The organism is Sphingobacterium detergens, assembly GCF_003610355.1.
GTDB classification, from domain to species: Bacteria; Bacteroidota; Bacteroidia; order Sphingobacteriales; family Sphingobacteriaceae; genus Sphingobacterium; species Sphingobacterium detergens.
Window position 1 is genome coordinate 217,331 of sequence record NZ_RAPY01000003.1, and the last position, 24,995, is coordinate 242,325.

At 44.1% G+C, this 24,995-nt stretch carries 15 protein-coding genes; all 15 read right to left on the reverse strand.

Annotated features, from left to right (window positions below; all coding sequences use genetic code 11):
- Positions 1-62 precede the first annotated feature (62 nt).
- The 15 genes from DFQ12_RS16630 to rhaT all read right to left on the reverse strand — a co-directional run bounded on the left by DFQ12_RS16630 (position 63) and on the right by rhaT (position 24,977).
- Positions 63-2,180: a right-handed parallel beta-helix repeat-containing protein gene (locus tag DFQ12_RS16630; protein WP_120260189.1), complete on the reverse strand. Its 2,118-nt coding sequence runs from the start codon at positions 2,178-2,180 to the stop codon at positions 63-65.
- A 50-nt stretch (positions 2,181-2,230) separates the two neighbouring features.
- Complete coding sequence (locus tag DFQ12_RS16635) at positions 2,231-3,505, reverse strand: M28 family metallopeptidase (RefSeq protein WP_167457298.1); 1,275 nt, start codon at positions 3,503-3,505, stop codon at positions 2,231-2,233.
- Positions 3,495-5,306 (reverse strand): CocE/NonD family hydrolase, encoded by a 1,812-nt coding sequence (locus DFQ12_RS16640; RefSeq protein ID WP_244211765.1) that lies wholly within the window; start codon positions 5,304-5,306, stop codon positions 3,495-3,497. Before DFQ12_RS16640 ends, DFQ12_RS16635 begins: the two co-directional genes overlap by 11 nt.
- A 47-nt stretch (positions 5,307-5,353) precedes the next feature.
- Entirely contained in the window at positions 5,354-6,844 is a 1,491-nt protein-coding gene (locus tag DFQ12_RS16645) for a glycoside hydrolase family 28 protein (protein WP_208642573.1), read from the reverse strand.
- A gap of 13 nt (positions 6,845-6,857) precedes the next feature.
- A complete protein-coding gene (locus DFQ12_RS16650; protein WP_120260192.1) occupies positions 6,858-7,583 on the reverse strand; it encodes a glycosyl hydrolase family 28 protein in 726 nt (241 codons plus the stop codon).
- Positions 7,584-7,593: 10 nt separating this feature from the next.
- Complete coding sequence (locus tag DFQ12_RS16655) at positions 7,594-9,078, reverse strand: glycoside hydrolase family 28 protein (RefSeq protein WP_120260193.1); 1,485 nt, start codon at positions 9,076-9,078, stop codon at positions 7,594-7,596.
- A 3-nt stretch (positions 9,079-9,081) separates the two neighbouring features.
- Positions 9,082-11,946, reverse strand: a complete 2,865-nt coding sequence (locus DFQ12_RS16660; protein ID WP_120260194.1) for a glycosyl hydrolase — start codon at positions 11,944-11,946, stop codon at positions 9,082-9,084.
- A gap of 10 nt (positions 11,947-11,956) precedes the next feature.
- Positions 11,957-12,787, reverse strand: coding sequence for a sugar phosphate isomerase/epimerase family protein (locus DFQ12_RS16665; protein ID WP_120260195.1), 831 nt, complete (start codon positions 12,785-12,787; stop codon positions 11,957-11,959).
- The gene (locus tag DFQ12_RS16670; RefSeq protein WP_120260196.1) at positions 12,781-13,602 is read right to left on the reverse strand and encodes a phytanoyl-CoA dioxygenase family protein; all 822 of its coding nucleotides are present in this window, start codon (positions 13,600-13,602) and stop codon (positions 12,781-12,783) included. Before DFQ12_RS16670 ends, DFQ12_RS16665 begins: the two co-directional genes overlap by 7 nt.
- A 174-nt stretch (positions 13,603-13,776) precedes the next feature.
- A complete protein-coding gene (locus DFQ12_RS16675; RefSeq protein WP_120260197.1) occupies positions 13,777-15,363 on the reverse strand; it encodes a RagB/SusD family nutrient uptake outer membrane protein in 1,587 nt (528 codons plus the stop codon).
- 87 nt (positions 15,364-15,450) lie between these two features.
- On the reverse strand, positions 15,451-18,927 hold the full coding sequence (locus DFQ12_RS16680; RefSeq protein WP_120260198.1) for a SusC/RagA family TonB-linked outer membrane protein: 3,477 nt from the start codon (positions 18,925-18,927) through the stop codon (positions 15,451-15,453).
- A 108-nt stretch (positions 18,928-19,035) separates the two neighbouring features.
- Positions 19,036-20,400, reverse strand: coding sequence for an FGGY-family carbohydrate kinase (locus tag DFQ12_RS16685; RefSeq protein WP_120260536.1), 1,365 nt, complete (start codon positions 20,398-20,400; stop codon positions 19,036-19,038).
- A gap of 12 nt (positions 20,401-20,412) precedes the next feature.
- Positions 20,413-21,687: a sugar isomerase gene (locus DFQ12_RS16690; protein ID WP_120260199.1), complete on the reverse strand. Its 1,275-nt coding sequence runs from the start codon at positions 21,685-21,687 to the stop codon at positions 20,413-20,415.
- An 80-nt stretch (positions 21,688-21,767) separates the two neighbouring features.
- The gene (locus DFQ12_RS16695; protein WP_208642574.1) at positions 21,768-23,885 is read right to left on the reverse strand and encodes a bifunctional aldolase/short-chain dehydrogenase; all 2,118 of its coding nucleotides are present in this window, start codon (positions 23,883-23,885) and stop codon (positions 21,768-21,770) included.
- A gap of 15 nt (positions 23,886-23,900) precedes the next feature.
- Positions 23,901-24,977 carry an L-rhamnose/proton symporter RhaT gene (gene rhaT, locus DFQ12_RS16700; RefSeq protein WP_120260200.1) on the reverse strand — a complete coding sequence of 359 codons (1,077 nt, stop codon included), beginning with the start codon at positions 24,975-24,977 and terminating at the stop codon, positions 23,901-23,903.
- Between the last annotated feature and the right edge of the window lie 18 nt (positions 24,978-24,995).

A 24,995-nucleotide genomic window follows, 5' to 3' on the forward strand; every position in this document is an offset into this window, starting at 1 on the left:
GTGCAATCCCAACTGTCCTGATAAGGAATTCGTTTATTTCACAAACAGTTAGCACGCTATCGCTATTGTGGCCCAATATGCTCAATGGGAATATGCTGCTGTGTCGCTTGGCTTTGTAAGGTTTTCCTTAAATCTTTTAAATTCATCCTCTGGTAATCTTGCACGAGACTAGGCAGATATTTCGCCGCATTACTTTGATCCCAGGCCAACCATTTCCTTTTTCCCTTTAAGGTCCGTTTGCAATTATAAAAGCGGTTATCCTGAAAAACATTTCCACTTGGTCTCCCGCCACGATCGAATTGTAATGCCAGTTCTGGATAGGCACTACGATAGGGATCCATCAGATAACGTACACCGACCAGGCGATCATAAAACAGATTGCCCGATCCATATACATTGAGCTTCTTCAACCAGTTTTCCAAACGATTGTCCACACGGACAGCCCACCTTCCCGCAGCAACAAATAAGTTATTGACATACCTGTTATCTGATCCGCCCCCGATAAATGCGGATCGTTCGCCCGCATTCACAAAAATATTCCCAACGACTGTCGTTCCACTGGAAGCATCGTCGTGGTATATCCCTGAAGTTCTTAGTTTTTTCGGGATGTTTGCCAGCAAATTATACTGGATGAGATTATTTCGCTCCGAAGGATCCCGTCCAATATAAATCGCGCCTTGATCGTCAACTTCCTGTGCCACATGATGGATGTAATTGTATTCAATTGTGTGTGCATTGCCGTGGATAAGAATGGCCATACTTGGCAGATCGGCGATCTCACAATTTTTGACCACATTCCCTACCCCATAGAGTGCAATTGCTGGGCGGTAGGATTTTTCCAGACGATTCAAATCCGAGAAAACGCAATGTTCAATGCAATTATTACCTTTGCTGAGTTCCAAACGATTTCCCCCTGATAAGGAAACACCACCGGCGCCCAAGCGATAAAAATGACACCGACGGATCACGTTGGACTCTCCACCCTGATGATCAAATGTGGGATGACTATAGATATGTTGATGAAGGTCTCCAATACTGTTATCTTGTGGTTCACCTGAACCTTCATGTTGCATCTGCTCAAAGGGCTTGATTCCAAATCCGACGGCAATACCCAAACTGCCTAAATTACGGAATGTACAGTCTTCGATGAGCACCTGTTTCGTATCGCGCATATAAATCCCCATTCCCCTGGATTCTTCAAATTGAATACCTTTGATTTTTACAAATTCAGTTCCGATCAGGCTAAAAAAAGGTTCTTCCAACACCGAATAGCTCAATTTTGTAATTGGCTTATTCTGCGCGAATGAGAGTGTCCCTAGCTTTCTATCTACATAAAACTCACCCACAGTATCCAGTTCAACCAATAGGTTGACACCATACCATTGTCTATATTTTTTCTTGTAATCAAAGCCATATAAGGTCGGTTCAAGCGTTGTAATGGTCCGTTTCTCCTGGTCGATGCTCTTCACACGAACCATATCGTCAGCATATCCCCATTTGAAATAACCGGCAACCCAAGGATCATCCTCTTGTGCCCACCGATCAATGCGCGAGTCCTTATACCGAAAAACTCCACCCCGATGACTCAGATCTTTATTTCGTGGAATAGAACCTGCATCGATAACCTTACCCATGGCAACCATCCCATGATTGGGCCAACGCGCAAGATGGAAGGCTGTTTCATCGACAAACAACTCACCTGCGGCATTGCCACTTGCACGGGAGAAACCAACGTTACGCAATTTACCCAGATCCCTTACTCCATGTTGTAGCAGATTTATCTCGTAATAACTGATACCGCCGCTTTCACGTAGCTTATTCAAAGCTGTCGGAGCCAAATCCACTGAACCTTTAAAAGTGACAGACTCTTTACCATAGGCCTGAATCAGGGTGTTATTATCCTTGCTGTCCAGTGAAATTCCCTGTACAAAAGCGTACGTTCCTTCCCGTACCTGTATAATTGCCATCCCCTCATGATCCGTAGTTCTCCGCTCCCGAAGCAACGCAATTGCGCGCTCCAAGCTTGCTACCGGACGATCCATACTGCCTGTGGATTGATCATCACCGTTTACGGCGACAAACACTTCCAGTTGCGCATAGGCAGCCACGGTAATCAAACTCAGCAAACAATAGACAAATGCGATACGGATGAATCTCAAATAATTAGGGTATTGTGTCATAACAGGTCATTTAGTTACCGGGCAAAAGGATCATTGTGGTCCATAAGCGACTATATGGTTTTGAGAAAGTCAATCATCAACCGCACATACTCATCAAATCGCGTAAAAGGTAATGTTTCATAGCGATCATAAATATCGTGATAGGCAGCGATGCCCCCTAGCGTATAGATAAAAAATGACGGAACTCCTTTCGCATAAAAAGGATAATGGTCACTTCGGTTCATCGGGCCACGCACTTTGACTTCAGGTAGATATTTTTTCTCCTTATTAATGGCCACCAATCGTTCAAATTGGTCTTTAAAGATCGTACCATTGACGACCTGAATCCCATCATCCCCTGTTCCGGCCATATCAAAATTGAGTAAAAACTTAATTTTCCGCAGATCGATGAGCGGATTATCCGCAAAAAAAGTGGAACCAAGCAAACCACTTTCTTCCCCTGAAAAAGCCAAGAATACGGTATTATATTTTGGTGGATGCTGTCGATAGTAGGTCGTCAGATATAAAAGTAGGGCGGTACCACTGGCATTATCATTTGCACCTGTAAATACCACTCGTTTACCGATGGCACCAACATGATCATAATGTGCTGTGATCACAATCAGAGAATCAGATTCGCTCGTGCCCTTTATCATCCCACAGACATTATTGGTTAGATAATTTTCCTGAAAAACCGCGTGCACCTTGAGCTGCATAACCTTTCCCTCCAGTGGAATAACACTATTATTTTTCACATAGACAATTGGTCGATTAAGTTGGTTTGTCGCTCCGCGCCACAGCAATTTTTGATCGGTCTGCACCAAAATTCCTTTATAGTACCCCCCGGATGCAAGGCGCAGCAAGGTCATTCGAAACTGATCGGCCTTCATCGTCGCTAAGGCGGCACGCTCATCTACGACCAGAAATTTATCCTTGAATAGCGGGTTTTGAATCAACTGATCCAAAGCGACAGGATCTGTAGGAACCGTAATTTCGGTCAGCATAAATTTACCATTGACGGAAGGACTTGCGGCCTCAATCAGTGCCTGCTCGCCCAACTTGAGTTTTCGGCCATCCACCACTATTTTTACGTCTTTGGGAAAAACATTTGCGGGCATGGAAAAAGGCTGATAATAGCTAGTACCCAAAGGTAAAAGTCCATTTTTTTCATACTCAGCAGCAATAAAAGCTGCTGCCTTTCGGTCACCGTCAAATACATAACCCCTTCCTGCATAAGCCTTGGAGGCTAAAACCTTTACCACGGACCGCGCATAGTCGACCTGTGCCCGGAGCGAGAGGATGCCACTGAGCAAAAGAATAAACAAATAAAAAATCTTAGTTTTCATGAGAATTAACAATCGGTAATAAAATAAAGGATGCATATTTACCCTGACAATAAATCCGTTGTTCCTGCTTTTTGAAGTCGGCATCCGACGCCTCATAAATATTCATAAACTGCTGTGGATTTCGATCCACCAACGGAAACCAGGAGCTCTGCACCTGCACCATAATCTTGTGCCCTTTTTTGAACACATGTGCTGCATCCTGCATATCAAAGCGAATTTCGTGAATCCGGTTGGGTTTCATCGGCTCCGGATGGGAAAAACTTTTTCTATACTTGGCTCGCATCACCTCGGCACGAATCAGACATTGACAATCGGAAAGCTTATCGCCTTTTGCATGCGGATGCACATCAATTAATTTAACAACAAAATCAGCATCCGTACCGCTGCTACTGACAAACAAGTTTGCCTGTATATTACCCATTAATTTGAGATCTTCGGCCAAAACATCGGTTTCGAAAACCAGTACATCCGGTCGCTGTCCAGCGAAATATTGATCTTCATACATATACTTATACCCTCTTAAAACCGTTTTCTCCCGTGTGTAGGGAACAGGTTTATTGGGATCTGAATAATAGGATACATAAGACGAGGGTGTCTTCGCAGCTTGCTGAAAACTCAATTTCATCTCCGATGTAAAAAATAGCGGTTGTAACTTGGTACTGACAGTAGGCCAAGTCTCGTGCATGGACCATTTGTTCTCACCAGTTACAAATATGGTAGCTGCAGCGAGCGTATCTTTCCCTTTTGCTTTAAGATGGTTGACAAAAAAGGGTAGTTCGATTTCCCTGCGGTAATAAACAGCCGTATTTTGGCCAAAGTCCAGGCTATCCAAATTCCGACCCGTACCCTTGGTCCAGGAGCCGTGATACCAGGGGCCCATCACCAGTTTGACACGATCAGGTGCTATTTTCCGCAAAGCCGCATATGTTTTCAGCGGACCGTATAAATCCTCTTGATCAAACCAACCTCCGACCACAAGTACCTGTGGTTTTATTTCACGGATATGGGACAAATAAGCCCGGTCTTGCCAATAGTCGTTGTAATCGGCATTGGTCATCATGTCGTTCCACAGTATGCTCTCCCCCTTCAAAAAACGCGTATTCAGATTTTTGAGCGCTCCAGCTTTGAGAAAAAACGAATAGGCATTGTCTGTTCCATAGTCCGAAAAACCTGCTGGTCCTCTGATCCCAATGGAATCTCGTTTTTTTCCAAAAGAGGAAAGGAAGGAAAAACTCCCCATCAACATAAAAGCACCATTGTGATGCCGATCATCTCCAAGAAACCAATCTGTCACGGGCGCTTGCGGAGAAACGGCCGCCAACGCGGGATGCGAATCAATCAATGACATGGAAGCATACATTCCTGGAGAAGAAATGCCCCAAACACCCACTTTCCCATTGGATTTCAACTGTCTGACGAGCCAGTCGATGCTATCGTACGTATCCGTGGATTCATTGGTCTGTGCTGGACTACCTTTGACGGTATAGGGCCTATTGGCAACAAAATCTCCCTCAGATTTATATTTACCCCGCACATCTTGGTATACAAAGATGAATTTTTCTTTTGCAAACTCCATACTGGGACCAATTGGAATGCGAAAGGACTGCTCACCATAGGGCGCGATGCTATACGGCGTACGTGTCATCAAAATCGGATAGCTTATCGAGGTATCCTTTGGCATATAAATGGCCGCATAGAGCTTGACCCCGTCCCGCATTGGGATGTAGACCTCCTTTTTGGTATAATGTGCATAGACATATACTGAATCTTGCGCCGTATTCTGCGCGGAGACTCTTGTCATTGACAATAAAAAAATCAGTACCCAATAGCATCGCATCATATTTCTTTTTAGCGGATTATAGAATCAGCTCGGGGTTTTATCTTTTTGGAATCCACCGCAACGAGCTCCTTCTTACCCTTTGCCCCTGACTGCTTCACCTGTGACAGTGAATAACCATTTACATCATCAAAGACCAGCATAGGTCTATACTCCTTCTCTTTTAATTTCAACACGACCCGGTCAAAATGTATATTTTCCGCATGCCGTATATAGAATCCCCATGCTGGAAGTTCTTTAAATTGCGAAAACTCAGGATAAGCCGCCTCCATCTCAGGAATACTGTCCAGTTCAGCTTTACTCGTCCCCCGATAGGCATAATTTGGATTTGCTCCCCCGGGATAAGTGATTTCTATATTACGGAATGTCACATTGCGAATGGGTGCATCTTTTAGCCCGACAATACTTGATGGGGAGGTATTTCTCGGATTATCCTCAATAGGCCCCTCATAAGAGTAACCGCTATCCGGTTTATCTTTTGCGACTTCCACCTTTACATTCTGAATCAGAATATTATTGATAGACCCTGTTCTTCCCTTATTCCAACGAGCGCCAATACGCAGATAAAAGGGATTTCCGGTATTAAATGCAGATAAGCTGTCGACAACAATATCTTCCACAAGTCCTCCATCGGGCGTGGCAATTGTCAATGCCGAACGAAAGGTGTCATATACCTTGTTATTAATGATCCTGATATTCTTATAACCCCCAGCGGATACAGTTCCAAATTTGATTCCATTAGCACTAGAGCGTGCTGTGCAGTTTCGGATTTCTACGTCTTCACAGATCTTGGCAGCATCGTGGGATTTTAGGCAGATGGCATCATCCGATGCATCGATAAATGAATTCAACAACTTAAAATTACGGCAGTCTACGATATCGATACCGTCATTATTCCAAAAGGCCTTGCTATCAACTGTAATGCTGTCAACAACCGTATTGACACATTGATCATAAACCTGCACCCAATCGGCTGAATTTCGAATCGTGATACCATGAATACGCACATTTTCACAAGACCGCATATAAATTGCTTTTGGTCTTCTATTCCGTGGACGATCATAATCCAGCGGGTCTTTCAGCACACCACTCTGAATCTGTGCCAACAGATTATAGGCGACCTCCCTACCTTGCCCATCGATGACACCCTTACCTTTTATCGTCACATTATTCGCTCCATTGGCATAGATCAATGCACAATTAGGCACATCAATATTATAATCGTAAATATTGGTTGAGCCCACCAATATAGCCCCTTCTTCCAATTGGATATGTACATTTTCTTTCATGACAAGTGTACCGGTAAGATAGCGTCCCACATAAAACCGTAAGGTTCCACCACCTTGCTCGTGAATAAAATCGATCGCCCGTTGAATGGACGTTGTATTGAGTGTTGTTCCATTCGATTTGATACCAAACAGAGAGGCATTATATTCTTTGGCATTTAAGGTCACCATCCCCCCACATAGGAAGATCATGACCATGATGATATTGATTTTCATATTCTTTCCCATTTTAGATAGATTTTCCATTAGCTAGGCGACTGTTTTCTTTCGTCAGCCCCTGGTTTCCTTCGCTTTCGACCAACGCTCTCTCGATGGCCCTAAAAAAGATATTGGACAGGATTACTTTATTGGAATTTCTAACGTATACGCCAATACCGCCCGGACAATTAATATCCAGACCCTGGAATGTCACATCTTCACATCGATCGACAAACTGCGCTGCCCCCGGCAGATTCAGCTCCATGATACCTTTTACCTGAATCTGTTTGGAGTCCTGCAAATAAATCAGACTGATATCTTCAGGTTGATCTGATAATGTGATGTATCCTTTTTGACGCAATGCTGTTAAGTGGGTTTGCAACAATTGTTGCTGCCCGTCAATAACGCCTTTTCCTTTGATCTGAATATTGGATTGGCCAATAGCGGTGATCAGCGCTCTTTTTCCATTCAGGCTACTGTAGTCGAAAACATTGCTGCTCCCCAACAATACAGCGCCTTCATGCAATTCAATGGAAACGTTGGATTTTAAGCTAAAAGAGCCAGTTAGGTAACGCCCTACATAAAAATGTAATGTTCCGCCGCCTTTTTTGGCGATATAGTCTATGGCATATTGAATGGAGCCCGTGTTATTGGTTATTCCATCGGACTTACATCCAAAAAGAGATGCATTGTAATCCTGGGCGAATAACCTAAAACAGCTCGCCCATAAAAAAATTAAAAATAGATACTTTTTCATGATGCGCGATCTAATTGGTTTTGATTTCTTTTGACTGATGTAAATGGAAACTATCCTTCAATACTTGTCCATTTAGATAGGATTTAAAATCCCAAACTCCCCCCTCCAGATCATCGGCGACAATGGTCGGACGATAGTCGGTATTCTTTATGCGAAAGGAAACGTTTTTCAGATTGATCTGTTTTGCATGGCGTATATATAGTCCCCAGGCCGGCAGTTCCTTGAATTGTGAAAACTCAGGATAGGCATTTGCCATTTCCGGGATCCCATCCAAGGATTTCGCATCCGTACCACGATAAGCGTAAAGGGCATTTCCACCTCCGGGATAGACCATTTCAATATTTTCAAGGGTAACGTTTTCAATCTTATGATCGGGCAGCCCTATAATGCTTGCCGGCGAAATGTTCCGTGGCATATCTTCGACAGGACCTTCATAGCTATAGCCCAGGTCAGGTTTATTTGCTGGAACCTCAGCATATACATTCCGGATGGTGATATTCTTCATAAAAGGCTTCTTGCCTTTGCTCCAGCGGTCACCGATACGCAGGAAAATAACATTTCCAGTATTGATGCTGCGTACGCCATCCACCAGAATGTTTTCAACAAAACCGCCATCCACCGCAGCAAAGGTAATGGCGGATCGATAGGTATCATAAACCACCAGATTTTTGACAACAAAATTTCGAAAGCCCCCACGGGACACTGTCCCAAATTTTAAAGCACTGGCACTTGAGCGAGCGGTGCAGTTTTCGACAAGTACATTTTCACAGACGGCATTCGCATCATGGGATTTAAAACAGATGGCGTCATCTGCCGCATCAAAAAAGCAGTTCCTGATGACCACGTTCTTACAGTCCACCACATCGATACCATCATTGTTCCAATACGACTTACTATCTACGTAAATGCCTTCGACATGAAGATCTTCACATTGATCATAAGTCTGGTTCCAGCTTCCTGGATCCCGTAGCGTAATATCCTTTATCACAACATGCTTACACTCGCGGAAGTAAATATTTTCCGGGCGGTTCCACTCGCGCAGGCGATCGAGTTTCAGTTCATCCTGTACAATTCCTTTATGCACGTTCTGAAGCGCATTCATTGCCGTTTGAAATCCACGACCATTGATCGTCCCCTTCCCTACGATGCCAATATTGTGTTGCCGGATGGCATAGATCATCGATTGCCAGTTGACCACTGTATCTTTATGATAATCGAAGGGATTGTTTGACCCCAGTAGGTTTGCGCCCTGCTCGAGATGCAAAGTCACATTGGATTTTAAATAAAACGATCCTGTAACATAATTGCCGGGGGTAAAGCGCAATGTTCCCCCTCCTTTGTTCGTAATATAGTCAATAGCCGCCTGAATAGAACGTGTATTAAGCGCCTGGCCGTCGCCATTGATACCAAAATCCATGGCTTTATAATCCTGGGCAACCGCCAATCGAAACGTCAGCGCCTGGATGATAATCAAAAAAATAGGTAATATCTTCATAAGTTAGCTTGTATATAAAGTAACTGGACCGATCAAGCCCATCGATTGCATTTCTTGTTCTCTCCCCTTGCGGTTGACCCAATACTGGGCATTTTCATTGTCCTTGAGTGTTTTCATATAATTCCCCATGGTTGTGGTAATGCGGATTTCGATTTGATTATCGCCCTGCTTGAGGCTCCCTATGAGATTATAGATCCGTCTTCCATACCATTTTACCCCAAGTGATTTTCCATTGACAAAAACTTCAGAGACACCCGCTACACGACCTAAATTCAACAGAACATTGTCCCCCGCTGACCAGGAAAACGAACGCCGATAATTGGCCGTTCCCGAAAACCACATCAAACGCTCATCGTCTTTAAAATCAACTAGACGAGATAGGAGAATTTGTTTTGAACCGCCCTCCTGTTTATGCAGCAGCTCAACATTCCACTGGCTACTCAAATCCAGGGTATTGTTTCCCGTAGTGGACAGCGGTTGCCAAGTATCGCCCCCACGGTGCTGATCAAATACAAAAAGATAGGCATCTGTTGGGCCGAGATCTAACAACAAGCTATTGTCCTTGTCTAGTTCTACGCGAAAGCGTTTACCACTATCTAAATCCCATAACCAGCAATTCTGCTTTCGAATTTCCGGTGCCGCAAACGAAATATTTATAGTGGTACTGTTCAGTCGATGCGCATTCTGGATAAAATAACATTCACTTCCATCATCGCGCATATAACGCATCTGCATGACGTAACGGTCTGGCTGATCCATCCTTAAATAATGCGGAAGCTGATACTTCCGCATGAGGAGACGGTACCAGTCCATAAAATTATTTTCCTGCGGCTTTTTGACCGCTATAAAACGATCCGGATAAGATTGTAACCGCTTTAATAGTTGGCGTACTTCTTCATCCTTTTTTATGTGATCTTGTAGGCCTAAACTCTGCTGCGGGAGCGTTTCTATCGTGATAACACGTCCACCAGCTATTACAAACTCGACCAACCGCGACATCGCAGCAGGTGACATCCGCTTGATCCCCGGTAGAAACAGCACGCTGTATCGTCTTTTACCATAACAAAGTTTTCCTTTTTCTACTGTGCAGTCTTGTAAAATGATTTCGGTGATATAGTCCGCATTCCCCCCATTTTTACTGATGGCCTCCCAAAGCAAGGAGGTATAAGGAACGTTCAGTTTCTCAGGGAAAGGATCGGTCTGTACACCGTTTTCCGTCCACAGGTCATAGTTTGCTGGTAAAATCGCCATGTCGGCATAATAATCTCCCTGCTGAAGCTGCGAAGAAAGACGGGCTTTATAATCATTCAAATATTTAAAATAAGGCCACCAATTATTGCGTTCGTTGTAAAAGGAGCCATATTGAATCCAGCCTGGAAAAGGCGCTTCCAGTGGCGAATAATTAAATCCATGCCAGACGGAATGTGTAATACCCGACAAAGCACTCTGATCGGAGCCCAACTTGAGTAGCTCTAGTTGTGTATTAAAAACAAGGTAGGTATTGGTCATTTCCTCACAGCTGACAAGCCGCTTTCCTTTGAGATGTGCTGCCGAAGAAACATACTTATCGATCATGGTATAGCCACGCCCCCGACGGTAATCCTCGTCAGACATCTCCTCCCCCAGCTTGTGCCGCAAGTAGTTTGTCGTCCATGATTCTCCTTCTGGAATATCATACTCCAGGCTGCTCTCCAGTGGAAAAAATCCCCGCCCATAGGCTTGCGCCCTTGACTTAACCCCAAGTGAACGACACCAATTGACATAGGTATCGGTAAAACGTTCTTTTAATAAGCATGCTTTGGTAAATTCATAATCAAAGCGTACACGACTCAAGAGCTCGCTGAGCTCCTTACTTTTCTTGGCACCATAATTTTCATCCACAACAGCACCCAACCTTCCTACTTTAAATAAGATAAAGGGTAAATAAGGCATCAGATCATACCCTCGCCGGCGTTCAAATTCGACAGCAAAATCATCACACCAATTACATCCCTCCAGCTCCATACTGTCAGTAAACAGCGCCCGCACATAATCTTTTAGTGGGCCGATCTGCTCCTGCATACGGGTAGACATTCGATCCAAATAACGGGTTACAGTCTGCTTATCCATATGGTTTAGGATGGATCCGGCTGCCCCAGGTGCGCCATTGATAACTGATGCAAATGCTTTAAATTTCACCAGTACATACAGCACGTAATTACCTGGAGGAACATCAATCTCAATTTTATCCGCACTGATCCTGTCCGTATAATCGATCACTTCGGCCATCGACTCCATGGGATCTTTGACCAGTTTGACCGACAGGATCTCTGGGTTTCGCAAGGGATTCTTATCCGTGACCGCGGGATCGATCATATTGAAAATATGGTAGGGTCTGACCCCATAACGTGTGGGCCCTTCAATGGATTCACAATGAACCAGTACAACTTGGGCGGTCTCTTCTTCTTTCAGGTCTTCGGAACCAAAAGGCCAACCGGATCCGACAATAAGGTCGGCAGTCAGTCCGATTTTCTTGCTCTCCGTAGCTGCATACTGCACCATATCAATCCATTCTGGACTCAGCCATTTCAGCGAGGGAATCCCTAGATCATCTGTTCGCTTGGGAAAAGAAATGGGATTGATCTCCACCCCACCTATCCCCGCCTCTTTGAGTAACATCAGTTCACGACGCAGTTCATTCTTGTTGACCTTATTTCCATTCCACCACCAGCGTACAAAAGGCCTATTACCCGCTGTGGGAGCCTGAAACAAATTAAAATAAGGGTCTGTATCCGCATGGCTATTGCTACCGAAGGCCTTTAAATTCTTGGCAAGAAAAAAGGAGGCTCCAAGTAGACTGCTCTGCTGTAAAAATAGTCTTCGCTTCATAATATAGAATTTAGGTGATGAGATGCCTCGATAAGTATCTCTTCATCCAAAGGTTTTGCTGCCATTGCCGTTCATTGTCCCTTTCGCGGTTTCCAGACGAAATAAGATAAGGCGGCGGACCGAATTCGGTCGTTATGGTCAAGCAGGATTTGCTTTTATTCAGGTTTATCCATTGTTGCCAAAGGGTCAGGTGGACAGCAACAATATCGCGGTACATCTTCTTTCTGACATCGGGGACCTGTGGTCCCTGTGTATAACCGACCCGTGCATGTATATGTCTCACCTGCGGCAAGATGCGGGCTAGTTCCTCCTGCCGATCTTCCAGCAAACTTTCCGAAACACAAAACCAATGGGAAATATCCAAGGTAAGCTTCAGATCCGGATAGCTTTCCAACATTGGTATCACGGTATGCAAGCCATAACTCCACTTATTACGGTGGGTTTCCTGAAAGATTTCGATTCCATACTGCTTTTCGATTCTTTCACATAGGCGCAAACCTTGTAGGACATCGACAGGAGAAAAGTATTCCCGTCCCATCTGTACCGAAATAAATTCAGGTGCAGCATATGCTTTCGCCAACTTCCCATAATAGGCAAGTTGTTCCTCCAATAGTTTAAAATAAGCCTCCGTTGTGTCAAAGCCTTGCAGCACACAAGTGACGATGCTATATTTTAATTTATACTTGCTTAGCAACTGCAGCACCGATATTGGGTCTATGTTTTCTCCAAAAGGAAACCACTCTATACCAGCATACCCCGCCGCCTGAACACGTTCGAGGAAATCTGCCCAAGGAATATGTTCACTTCCCCATCTTGGATAAAAGAAATCCAGTTTTACCATGCTGTATGGTAGATTAGCGGATTTTGTTCATCATTGTTCAATAAGTCACCCACCTGTAATGTCCCCCGATAATCATCCGGTAAGATGTTTGCCTGTCCATTGTAGACATTGCCATCAGGCATATATGCACAGGTCATTGCCCGTCTAAATCCATTGGTCATATTAGGGCCAGCACCATGGATTGTCAATCCATTGTGAAAGGTACAACTGCCCGCTTTAAGCGGTGTTGCCACAGGATTTACCTTTGCCATTTGCGGGTAATGTTCAAAAATTGTCCCCATATTTTTTCCGATACCCAGATTTTCAAATCCCGTATGTTTATACGACTGGGGAACGAAATACATACATCCATTTTCTAGTGTGGAATCGTCCAGAGCAATCCATATCGAGAGCGCTTTACGGTCGGAAAAGGACCAAAAAGGTGTATCGAGGTGCCAAGCCGTGGGATTCGCAAAGGGGCGCTTAAAGAGCGCTTGATCGTGCCAGATGCGGATACCATCAACGCCAGCAAGTTTCGCCGCCATCTCACCGATACGCTTATCCACCATCAGTTCCTTTACCTGATCGCTCGTCTGCCAGAGATTCAATAACTGGTCAAATACTTTTCCGAAATAGTCGGCATCTTTATTAATACCATCATCTTCCCCTACTTTTGCCTCCTTTCCGGGCATCTTCTTTCCGGCACGTTGCTCCACCGCATCGAAAACAATTCTTTGCCATGTTGCTAACTCTTCCGCGTCCAGAAAATCTGCTATAACGATGTAACCATTCTCTTGGTAAAATGCAATCTGTTCTTCGGTCAATTGGTTCTTCATATCATTAAATTTTAGGTTTTATGGAGTTATATTCAGCTACTTGAAAATACGCAAGATCGAACGAAATTGTATCCTGAACTATCCTGCAAATAATCAGCACAGCTTGCATGCCCCAAATGATAAGATCATGCAAGTGTCTGATTATGTAAGCATCATTGTCCCATTTTGATTTAGTTAGTTTTGCACCATTTTATTGTTATACAACATTTCATCCAATGGAATCTGTAAGGTCATTTTATTAACAGGATAGCTAGATTTATCCACGTGCGTAGGTGATGCAGCACGGTTGATAGCGATATTCCAGCGTTTGTTGTTATAAAATTCGCGTCCCCCTTCGCCCCAGAGTTCTAACCTTGTTTGAAACTGTACCATCTCCAAGGCCGAAAGACCTTGCATGGAAGTATAGTTGTCGCAGGTCAATGGCGTTGTCCCAGATTTTGTACGTGCAGCCAACAATGTATTGAGTGTTTGTTTCGCACCCTGATCATCCTTATTCTGCGCTTGGGCCTCCGCTTTCATCAGCAGGATTTCCGAACTGCGCATATAGTAACAACTCACACGGCCGACATTCTTTTTGTCATCACTGCCCAGACCGTGGGTAGCGGCAAATTTGAGATTCGTATACAAGGGTATTGTCCTTTTATCGCCATTTGTTGGATAAGTATAGTCCCCCCAGTCTGAAGCCATAAAACAATTTACACGGTAGTCACGATTATCTATTTGGGCATATAAACGGTTGTCTATACGTTGGAACCCTTGACCAATCCCACCATTGCCTTCAGCAAAACAGTTCATCCACCAATTATGCACTGTTACTGCCTCGCCCAGAGCAAAACCAAAAAGCACTTCGGGATTGATGCTGATGTTGAGGAAACCATTTTGCTCCGGCCTCATTTCTGGAGCAGCCTGTGTTCCCTTATTGGTCGCACCGTACATGGGTTGGCTCATCAAGGTTGGGTACTTGCTCAGAATTTCATTGCTGGCACTGATGGTAGTATTCCAATCGCCAGTCCATAGCGATACCTTAGCCAACATAAAATTGGCTACACCAAGATCAAAGTCAGAGGGATCTGCTGTAAAACCAATCCCCGCCTCTTTAAACAGCCGAATAGCCTCATTGATGTCATTTTTAATGAAGGCGTACGTTTCGTCCGCTGTGGATCGGGCCTTACTTTCCTGAACGGGAGAATAAGTATCATAGAGCGGCATGCCCAACTTGCCCTTTCCGCCCTGTTGATAGGCATTCTGATAGTTTTCCATCAGATAGTTATAGGCATAGGCACGTAAGATCAAACCACGACCTTTGTATTCCTGCAGTTTTTTATTGGTACCAACTGTTGTCGGATTAAGATAATTCAGCATTTTGTTGGCTGTATTAACCATGTTCCAGGCATAGTTCCAATAGGGTGTATTTTTGTCGGAGGCATCAGAAATAAAATCCAGCAGATTGTATTCATCCGAACCAAAAATATTTAACAACCTATTCCCTAGGACAATATCATTCCCTTCCAGATTACGCATCACATCAAATCCCTGGTTACTGCCATAACGTGATTCGGAGGACAGTGCCCCAAAATTGATCAATTTAGGCATATTGTTGGCCATACCACCAAGCACCGCCTGGATTTTCTTTTCGTCGCCACTTTCCAGCAGCTTCCGGATCTGTTCATCCGTAATACTATTTGGCGGAGCAATATCCAGATCCTTGCTACAAGAAAACAATAATGTCACTGCCAATGCACATAAAAATATCTTTTTCATCTGTATAATTTTTTATTCAGTAGTCAATTTTCCCCTTAAGGCATTTATGCTGCCTTCTGCGGTTTCATAATCGATTTCATTTTAACATTAAAATTCCAGACTGACACCACCCGAGAATGTCCGCATAGTAGGATAGGAATAGGCCGCCACTTCAAATCCCCCCACCAGTGATTGACGTGGATCGATTCCCGAATGGGCCGTTTTCATAAAAAGATTATCCCCTGAAGCGAATATTCTGAGTTTCTTGATCTTCATTTTTGCCAGTACATTTTCCGGCAAGGTGTACCCAATAGTGATATTCTTAAAATTAAGGTACGAAGCACTAAACAGCCCTAGATCACTGTACAACCAGCTCCCCGTGGTAGCACCATTACCATAAGTATTACCATACATCACCATCGGAAATTTTGCACCTGTATTATTTGGTGTCCATGTGTTACCAATAAGTTCTGAAGAGAGCGCTTTACCGGGATCCTCACTGACATACAGGTTGTTTCCATATTCTGTGCTAAAAAACTTTCCTCCCAGCTGATAAGCCAAAGCAAGATATAGGTCAAAGTTCTTATAACGTAAAGAAGTGCTAAATCCGCCAATCCATTTAGGAAGCGCACTTCCCATTTCATATCGGCTTGCTTTTGAATAGTCTGTAGTCGTCAGACTCTCCCCCTCTTTATATCCGGGATAAGTACCCGCATCGACATCGGCTTTGGTGACCTGATGGTAAAATAGCGGTAAGCCTGTAGCCTGATCTACGCCACCGTATTTTAACATATAGAGGTTAAAGAAATCTTTATTTACCCCACGTAAGTAAGTAATATTGGTCACAGCACTGGTTCCCGCAGCTGCCCAGGCATCTGTACCTGCAGTCCAATTCCCACCCAACGCATCTGACCCTACACCATTGGGTACTGCTTTTAATTTTGTTGTATAATGTGTTCCGTTGGTGGATACTGTCCAATTGAAATCCGGCTTCTTAATGATATCAACAGAGAGATCAATTTCAAATCCCTTGTTACCTATTTTTGCTGAATTCGTTGCGATCGAAGACTGTCCTTTTGAAATGGCTATTGGCTGGTTCCAGATGGCATTCACCGTAACACGGTTATAATAATCAAGCGATCCACGTACCCGTCCAAGGAAACTAAAATCAATACCCGCATCCATCGTATGGATATTTTCCCAAGTCAATTGATCATTAACATAGGCATTTTGATTTAGTGTAATATTAGCAGGTATGCCAGTTCCATTTGTGGTCTGGGTGTAGGTGGCTGAATAACTCCAGGTTTGATACCCCGAATAATTGGAGATACCATTTTGGTTTCCGATCACCCCATAGCTCCCCCGTATTTTCAGGAGATCAATCCAGTTTTTGGCATTTTGCATAAATGACTCGCTATCGATACGCCAACCTCCACCAACGGACCAGAAAGTGCCCCAACGTTTGTCTTTCAGTTTGAACTTCGACGATCCATCCCGACGTACAGATCCCTGGAAAAAGTACCTGTCATTGTAGTTATAGTTGATTCTAGAAAAATAACTTTCCATCGTCCGTTTTTCCTCGCCGCCTCCGGGATTAGGGAAGGTACCACCATCATAACGTCCTACAAAATTGATATACGATGGAAATTCATCGATCAAGGAATAAGATGAGCGATAATTGAGTTGCTCGTTTTTGAACGAATCATACTCATGTCCCAACAGTCCCTCAAAATTATGCAAGCCAATTGTTTTCGAATAGTTAAGCAATTGTTGAAGATTTAGGATCGTTGTATTGGATGCTGTTTTACCAAAAGCACCTATACCGGCAGCCTGCCCTGATTCGCTATTCCAATAACGGGTGCGCATTTCGTTGAACTTGTCCATCGAAACATTCGCTGTAAATGTAAAATCATTGAGAAATTTAGCCTGCCCATAAACCCGTGTTGTCCAGTCATCAGATACGCGTCGATCCAGATCATTGTCTAATACTGTCAACACATTCGTCGATGAAAGCGCTGCTGAGGTCAGACCAAGTGGAGAATAGGTATCTCCCGCAAGCACATGCACTTTATTTTCTCCATTTTCATTAATCAATGCCCCATTCTGATCACGTGCATACAGCTGAACCAAGGGGTTTTGCCCGTTTATAAAACGAAATACATTTGCTGTTGAGCTACCTGGATTCCGTCCAAAGCGTGTCGCTGGCGATTGGGTGGTCCGATTGGAATAACCAATGTTAGCGCCCAGTTTCAACCAGGTATTAACCTGCGCATCAAAATTGGCACGACCGTTATAGCGCTTAAAAGAAGAGCCGCGGATGTAGGAAGGATCCTCAAGGTATCCGCCAGAAAGAAAGTAACTTACTTTCTCATTACCACCAGAAGCCGACAGATCATAATCCTGCCGCAGTCTATTCTCCAGCAAGTAATCGTCATAACGATCGCTAAAAAGCAGACGCGCATTGGGATTTAATTTACCATCCGTATTCACGAGATAAGAACCACTCATGGTTGAACTCGCATCGGCACCCGTACCAGATGGCGTATAAACGGCACCGGGAACATCATATAACATCCAGTTTCCTAAGCTGTTCCGCTGAAATTTAGTAGTTGAACCGATATAATCAAACAAGTGGGCACTCGCAAATTCGGCGGCCTGTTCATGTGACATATTGGGATTCTGCACATTGGTGGTATATCTTTTTGAGATTCCCGTTCCATCCACTCCGTAGCGTGCTGAATTATAAATCGAAAGCCAGGCAAATTCATAAATATCTTTTGGATCAGAGATTTTGTCAAACTGGTAGGGACCTACCTGATTGACGCCTAATTTGCCTTCAAATGAAATCCGTGTTTTGCCGGACATCCCTTTCTTTGTTGTCACCAAAACCACACCGTTTGCTCCCCGTGCACCATATAGTGCTGTGGATGCAGCATCTTTCAAGACAGATATACTTTGGATATCCTTTGGATTTAGTGTTGCTAGTGGATTATCATTTTGCGCGGGCACACCATCGATCACAACGAGTGCATTTGACGTATTCTGACTAGCAGAACCGATACCACGCACCCGAATCCCCATGTCTATCCCCGGTTGACCATCTACCGCTGAAACCTGTATACCCGGAGCGGCCCCTTCCAGCGCCCGGCTGACGGTAGAATTGGATTGCATGTTTAATGCCCTATTATCGATCGTCGATACAGATCCCGTCAGGTCTTTCTTTTTAGCTTCCCCATAAGCTACCACCACAACTTCATCCAGTATCGTATTATCCTCCTGTAGTTCGACACGAAGCGGGGTACCGACAATACCTTCAACACTTTTGGTCATGTACCCCACATATTGGACTGAAAGAACAACCTTGTTGTTACTTACGGACAGGGTAAAATCACCATTTTCATTGGTTGAACTGGCATTTTTACCGCCGACTTCTTTAACCGAGACACCGGCAATGGGCTGGCCATTCTTGCTATTGACCACATGACCTTGAATAGTTTTCGCGATCTGGGCAACTAACGTGAACGGCATCCCCATCAGCATTGTCACGCAAAGAACTAATGAGTAATGTTTTAATTTACTTTCCATTCTGATTAGAGGTTTAATTAATTTTGGTTTAATTTGTTCGTAATTCTATATCGAAGTAATAGAAAACAAACTGAATAGCCGTACCGTACTATCCTGTTCTAAAATGATTTACGAAATATTGTGCGACGTAAATAATTTCAATTCCAATAAATTGGCTGGTATGGTAGATGTATTCCAATGTTGATGCATAAGTAGTGCGGCACCCAAGGCTGTCGCTTGGGGCATCGCTGCCGCAAACACCTCAATATCCAGAAACTCGCGGGCCATTAGGCTCATGTATATGGGGTTTTTACTAAATCCACCATCAACGAATATCCGTGATACAGCTGTGCCCTGCAATACTAATCTGGTCGCTGCAACTTGTGCTTTCACCAAATGAAATAACAGGCTATGATAGGCTATTTCATAATTGTCATAACGCTGTAAGTCTATTTTTTCAAAAGACTTTAATTCAGTGGTATGATCTTCAGCTTCCAAACAGGCAATAATGCCCCAGTCAATTTCCATTAATCTGAATTTGGCTGTTGTTACCTGATAGAAATCCGCAATACGTTTTGATTGTATTTCATGTTCATATCCGGCAAATAAGCGCGATGCCTTTACCGGCTTACCCAAATAAGACAAATAGAATAAGCAGTCCTGTTGAAGTTCGCTCATCGTCAATCTGGTTTCATTAAAGGGATTCAGAGAAATACACCAGGTCCCAGTAGAGATTAAGACAAATGGTTCCTGAAAGAACAGAAGATAAGGGATCAATGCTGCAGAGCTGTCATGTAAGCCCACACCTACCAGATAAGATTTCCCTAAGAACGTACTTTCAAATGCCGTATCGCCAGGAAATATCTTCGGAAAGACATTGACCAGTCCTTCATCCACCACCCATTGGTGGTAGCTATTTTTATTGAAATCCCAAAGTGCAGTATGACAACCTATGCTGGTCAAGTCCGCACAAAGTTGGCCCGAAACCAAGAAGCTTAAATACTGAGGCAGGTGCATCGCATGGGCAATATGCCGAAACAAATCAGGTCGCTCGTGCTTAAGGCGCAAAAGCTGTAAACCGGAATTAAGACTTCCTAATGGCGGGGACGCAGTCTCTAAGGCAAAAACGGTCTCTCCGCCATAGGTATTGTAGAGTTGTTGTTGAATAGCAAATGGAAATTCCTTAAGGTAATTATACAGTGGAGTTAAAGGTTTCCCATCGACATCAACATACACCAGGCTGGCGCCATACGACGCAAAATTAATTGCACGGATATCAAATTCATGCTTACGCAGCACCTCATGTAGGGCATCAAATATAGATAGACGCAGGCTCTCCAAATTTTCGCAGGGATCCCCATCTTCGTCTACAGTTTCCATAAATCGAGCAGAACGCTCCCAGACTACTTGATAATTTTGATCAAATAAGAGCAGTTTTTTATTTGTTTTTCCAACATCAAATACGGCAACGACAGGTATAGGTTTATTTTCCATGTCGGTTGTCATTTAAAGGCCTGTCGCTACACTATTACGTCCTCTTTCTTCTACCAGTTTTTCCCGTATACCCAACGTTCTAAATAAACTTATCGGATCGAGTGCAGCACCAGTGCGCAAGCGGGCTTCGGCTAGCAGCGGCCTCACATCTGTACGAAAAGCCTGTTGTAAAATCTCCTGGGCGGCAACAACATCATTTTGGTTTTGAGCCTCCCGAAGGGACTTCCGATCGATCAATAAGGCCTGTGCATAGGCGATTTTAATGGCTTCCACAGATTGTAATAAATCCACCAAAGGATCCTTCAGGTTATGCGAGGCATCAATCATCCATCCTAATCCCGAATCGTGGGCTATTCCTTTTTCATCCATGCCATCAATCAGTTCGCTGAAAATCAAAAACAGCTGGTAAGGTTTCATACATCCTGCCGTGAGGTCATCATCGCCATACTTGCTATCATTGAAATGAAAACCACCCAATTTACCTTCCATCAACAAGAGGGAGACAATCTGTTCAATATTTGCATTGGGAAGATGGTGTCCCAGATCAACCAAGGTGAATGCTTTGGGGCCGAGCTTATTTGCCAACAAGAGGGATTGTCCCCAGTCGCCGATGGTTGTCGAATAAAAGTAAGGTTCGAAAGCCTTGTATTCAACAAATAACTTCCAATCCGCTGGCAGATGACGATATATTTCCTGCAGGCTGGAAAGTGTATGCTGAAATGCCTGACGAAAATTCAACTGTCCGGGAAATGATGAACCATCAGCTAGCCATACCGATAAACATTTGGATCCAAGCTCTTCACCATAACGTATCACTTCGATATTATGGTCAATAGCCTGCTGGCGAACAGCTGGGTCAACATGGTGCAATGATCCAAACTTATAGCTGTGTTGCTGCCCCTGTTGATCTTGAAAAGTATTTGAATTCATCGCGTCAAAGTGGATACCCAAACCACTCGCGAATTGTTTTAATCTATTTGCATCCTTGGGGATATCCCAGGGGATGTGCAAAGAAATTGCATCACTCGACCTATTCAATGCATGGAGCAAGCCCACGTCTTCAATTTTTTGTTCTAATGTGGCGGGCTCACCAGCGCCAGAGAAACGTCCAAAACGTGTACCTCCAGTACCTAGTGCCCAACTGGGAATCGCGATCTGAAATTTTTGTAGCTTTTCTAAGATGTCTTCAATGTGTGAAATTTCATGAGAAACAAAGTCAAAGGCACGCCGATGTTTCCCCCGGAGCCGGTCATTATGTACTTCAATAGCACATGGGTCTAAAATCATAATAATTGCGTTTTCGGTTTATTTAAAATAGGGTACTGAGTTTCCTTTAGTACAGAAACTCAGTACCGAAGATAGCTAAATTAGCGGACAAATGCCATGGCAACACCACCATCCACATTGAGAACATTCCCCGTGGATTTTGATAGTAGACCGCCTACAAAAGAGAAGCAAGCATTTGCTATATCCTCCGGTAAAATAACTTCATTCAACAATGTCCGCTTGGCATAATAGGCCGGTAGTTCCTCTACACGAATCCCATAGGCTTTGGCTCGACCTTCTGCCCATCCCCCGGCCCAAATATTACTATCCGAGATGACCGCATCTGGATTCACGACATTCACACGAATCTTAAAAGGTCCTAACTCTGCTGCACAGAGCCTGCTCAAGTGCAATTGTGCTCCCTTAGCACTCCCGTAGCCGGCATTGTTGGGCCCACTGACCAATGCATTTTTACTAACAATATTAATAATATCACCACCGACACCCTGTTGTTTCAGAATAGGAACCGTGGCCTGTGTCACCAAAAACTGCCCTTTAACCAATACATCAAATAGGAGATCCCAATCCGCCTGACTATGCTCTTCTATAGATTTTGAAATGGACAGCCCGGCATTATTGACGACAATATCAATTCCGCCAAAAGCCAGTAATGTACGTTGTAGTGCCTGCAGAATCTGCTGTTCATCTTTCACGTCCATCGCTACCGAGATAACCGAATCTCTTCCAAATTCGCTTACAAACTCCAGCTCACAGCCTGCAAGCCGCTCCGTATTGACATCTGTCAGGACAATGACTGCCCCTTCTTGCACCATTTTTCGCGCGATGGCTTTACCTATCCCGCCGCCGCTACCGGTCACGAAGGCAATTTTACCCGAAAGCGCCTTGGGTTTAGGCATGCGCTGTAGTTTTGCTTCTTCCAATAGCCAATACTCGATGTCAAACGCTTCCTGTCTCGGCAAGGCCGTATACGCGCTTATGGCCTCGGCTCCTTTCATCACGTTTATGGCATTCATATAGAATTCGGCAGCGACCCTGGCTGTCTGCTTGTCTTTGGCAAAGGAAAACAAACCAACACCGGGATACAGTACAATCACCGGATTTTGATCTCTGATGGCAGGACTATCGGCGTGTTTACACTGCTCATAATAGGCCGTATACATGGCGCGATAAGCGGTAAACAGTGGTTCAAGTTTCGCGGTGAGTGCTGCGCTATCGTCCAGATTCTCGGATCTATCCAGATTTAATACCAGCGGTTGAATTTTGGTTCGTAAGAAATGGTCCGGACAGCTTGTCCCCAAAGGTGCCAATCGTTCCAAATCATTTGAATTGATAAACTCCAAAACGCGTACATCATCTGTAAAATGACCGATCATATGACGTTCGCTAGAACAGAATCCACGCAATACTGGCATCAATTTCACCGCTTGAGATTCCCGTCCGGCCTGATCCAGACTGTCATTCTTTTGACCACCAAACACGGGACCTTTCTTTCCATAATTTTGTTCGAGGTAAGCGGCGCAACGTTCGATCACATCCAACGAATTCACATAACAGGCATAGGCTGTATCACCCCAGGTGAACAAACCGTGCGATCCAAGCATGATGCCCCGTATCCCTGGGTTTTCTTCGAGACAGGCCCGTAATTGCAGCCCTAGATCGAAGCCGGGCCGTTGCCAGTCGACCCAGCCGATGGTCCCTTCAAATAACTGCTGGGTGATTTCCTTCCCATCTTTGGCTGCGGCAATCGCAATCGCAGCGTCCGGATGCAAATGATCAATATGTTTGAACGGCAAAAAAGCGTGTAAAGGCGTATCTATTGAAGGCGCCTTGGAAGCGAGGTCGAAAATACAATGATTGAACAGCTCGACCATTTCATCTTCCTGCTGTATCCCCTTATATACTCTTTCAAGATTATGCAGGCGCTCCAGATACAAAGCAGCAAGTCCCGATTTTTTCAGGGTCCCAATATCACCGCCGGAACCTTTTATCCACATCACCTCGACATCTTCACCAGTCAGTGGATCCACCATATTGACTTTACAGGAAGTATTTCCACCACCATAGTTGGTGATGCGAAGGTCTGCGCCCAAAATATTGGAACGATACAACAGCAATGCGATCTCATCCTCGCCAAGCGATTTTGCTTTTTGTTCATCCCATAAATTGTTTACGTATTTGTATGTTTTCACTTCTTCCATATTTATATTTTTACACTAATTTTCCAATGTTTTTGCAAAGCCCACGACACAGATGGACAGGATGATGGTGATTATACCAGCTATAATAGATCGGTGGGTAACCCGGTCGACCCCTTTCCACTCTTTCAATAAAATACCCCAGGCATTTGAAATGAGAATAATAAAGGCCATATGTAAAATCCACGAGCTTGCGCCATTTCCAAGGCGGCTTTCCCCCATTCCATAGAAAAAGAACTGCAGATACCAGGTTGTACCAGCCAAGGCGCAAAGCAGGAGATTCCGCATTTTGGGAACTTCCTCTTTTGTATACTCCGAAAAGGTTTTATTTTTAAGTAAGAGGTAAAGGCACCAGAGAAAGTTGGTTGTAAAACCGCCCCAAAGGATGACGATATAGGTTACGTTATTTTGATATAAAAATTCTCCTTGTTCCGGATGGTTAGCTTTCCATAGCACATTGGCCACGTCAGCCATCGGCTTTCCCGCCTCAATGCCAAAATTAAAACAGGCGCTCAGAATGCCCGATATAATCGCCACGGTAATACCCAAGCCGAAATTGTAATCGGAGCTCCCTGTTTTCGAAAACGAAGCAAGATGTCTTTCTTTCGATACCCCTGCCTTTCCGCAGAGATAAACACCCAGCACACATAAGGCGAGCCCAAAGAGAATACATAACCCAGCATTACTGGTGAAAAAGTAGTCTATTCCGTGCTTACCCGTTGTTGGATAAATGAAATAATAAATGCTTGGCATTAATGAGCCGAAAACCATGCTTAGACCCAAAATAATGCTGCTTCCCAATGAGACACCTAGATAGCGTACACCCAGTCCATAGGTCAACCCTCCTATCCCCCAGAGGAGACCAAAAAGAAATGTATAGCCAAGAATGCTGTTACTGCTTCCCTTTATAATGTCCATAAAATTGGGTATGGTCAGCATCGCCGCTACAGGAGGAATGATGATCCAAGAAAAAAGACCGCCAAGAATCCACATGGTTTCCCAGGACCACCCTTTAACCTTCTTATAGGGTACATAAAAACTTCCTGAGGCAAAACCGCCTATAAAATGAAATAAAACTCCAAAAACAGCATTCATAATAATCGTTTAGGTATT

Bases quoted from the DNA above. Each gene is read 5' to 3' on its own strand.
- DFQ12_RS16650 (WP_120260192.1), bottom strand. From the start codon at position 7,583: ATGAAAAAGTATCTATTTTTAATTTTTTTATGGGCGAGCTGTTTTAGG.
- DFQ12_RS16635 (WP_167457298.1), bottom strand. From the start codon at position 3,505: ATGAAAACTAAGATTTTTTATTTGTTTATTCTTTTGCTCAGTGGCATC.
- DFQ12_RS16670 (WP_120260196.1), bottom strand. From the start codon at position 13,602: ATGAAGAACCAATTGACCGAAGAACAGATTGCATTTTACCAAGAGAAT.
- rhaT (WP_120260200.1), bottom strand. From the start codon at position 24,977: ATGAATGCTGTTTTTGGAGTTTTATTTCATTTTATAGGCGGTTTTGCC.
- DFQ12_RS16690 (WP_120260199.1), bottom strand. From the start codon at position 21,687: ATGATTTTAGACCCATGTGCTATTGAAGTACATAATGACCGGCTCCGG.
- DFQ12_RS16640 (WP_244211765.1), bottom strand. From the start codon at position 5,306: ATGACAAGAGTCTCCGCGCAGAATACGGCGCAAGATTCAGTATATGTC.
- DFQ12_RS16655 (WP_120260193.1), bottom strand. From the start codon at position 9,078: ATGAAGATATTACCTATTTTTTTGATTATCATCCAGGCGCTGACGTTT.
- DFQ12_RS16665 (WP_120260195.1), bottom strand. From the start codon at position 12,787: ATGGTAAAACTGGATTTCTTTTATCCAAGATGGGGAAGTGAACATATT.
- DFQ12_RS16630 (WP_120260189.1), bottom strand. From the start codon at position 2,180: ATGACACAATACCCTAATTATTTGAGATTCATCCGTATCGCATTTGTC.
- DFQ12_RS16680 (WP_120260198.1), bottom strand. From the start codon at position 18,927: ATGGAAAGTAAATTAAAACATTACTCATTAGTTCTTTGCGTGACAATG.
- DFQ12_RS16695 (WP_208642574.1), bottom strand. From the start codon at position 23,885: ATGGAAGAAGTGAAAACATACAAATACGTAAACAATTTATGGGATGAA.
- DFQ12_RS16645 (WP_208642573.1), bottom strand. From the start codon at position 6,844: ATGAAAATCAATATCATCATGGTCATGATCTTCCTATGTGGGGGGATG.
- DFQ12_RS16675 (WP_120260197.1), bottom strand. From the start codon at position 15,363: ATGAAAAAGATATTTTTATGTGCATTGGCAGTGACATTATTGTTTTCT.
- DFQ12_RS16685 (WP_120260536.1), bottom strand. From the start codon at position 20,400: ATGGAAAATAAACCTATACCTGTCGTTGCCGTATTTGATGTTGGAAAA.
- DFQ12_RS16660 (WP_120260194.1), bottom strand. From the start codon at position 11,946: ATGAAGCGAAGACTATTTTTACAGCAGAGCAGTCTACTTGGAGCCTCC.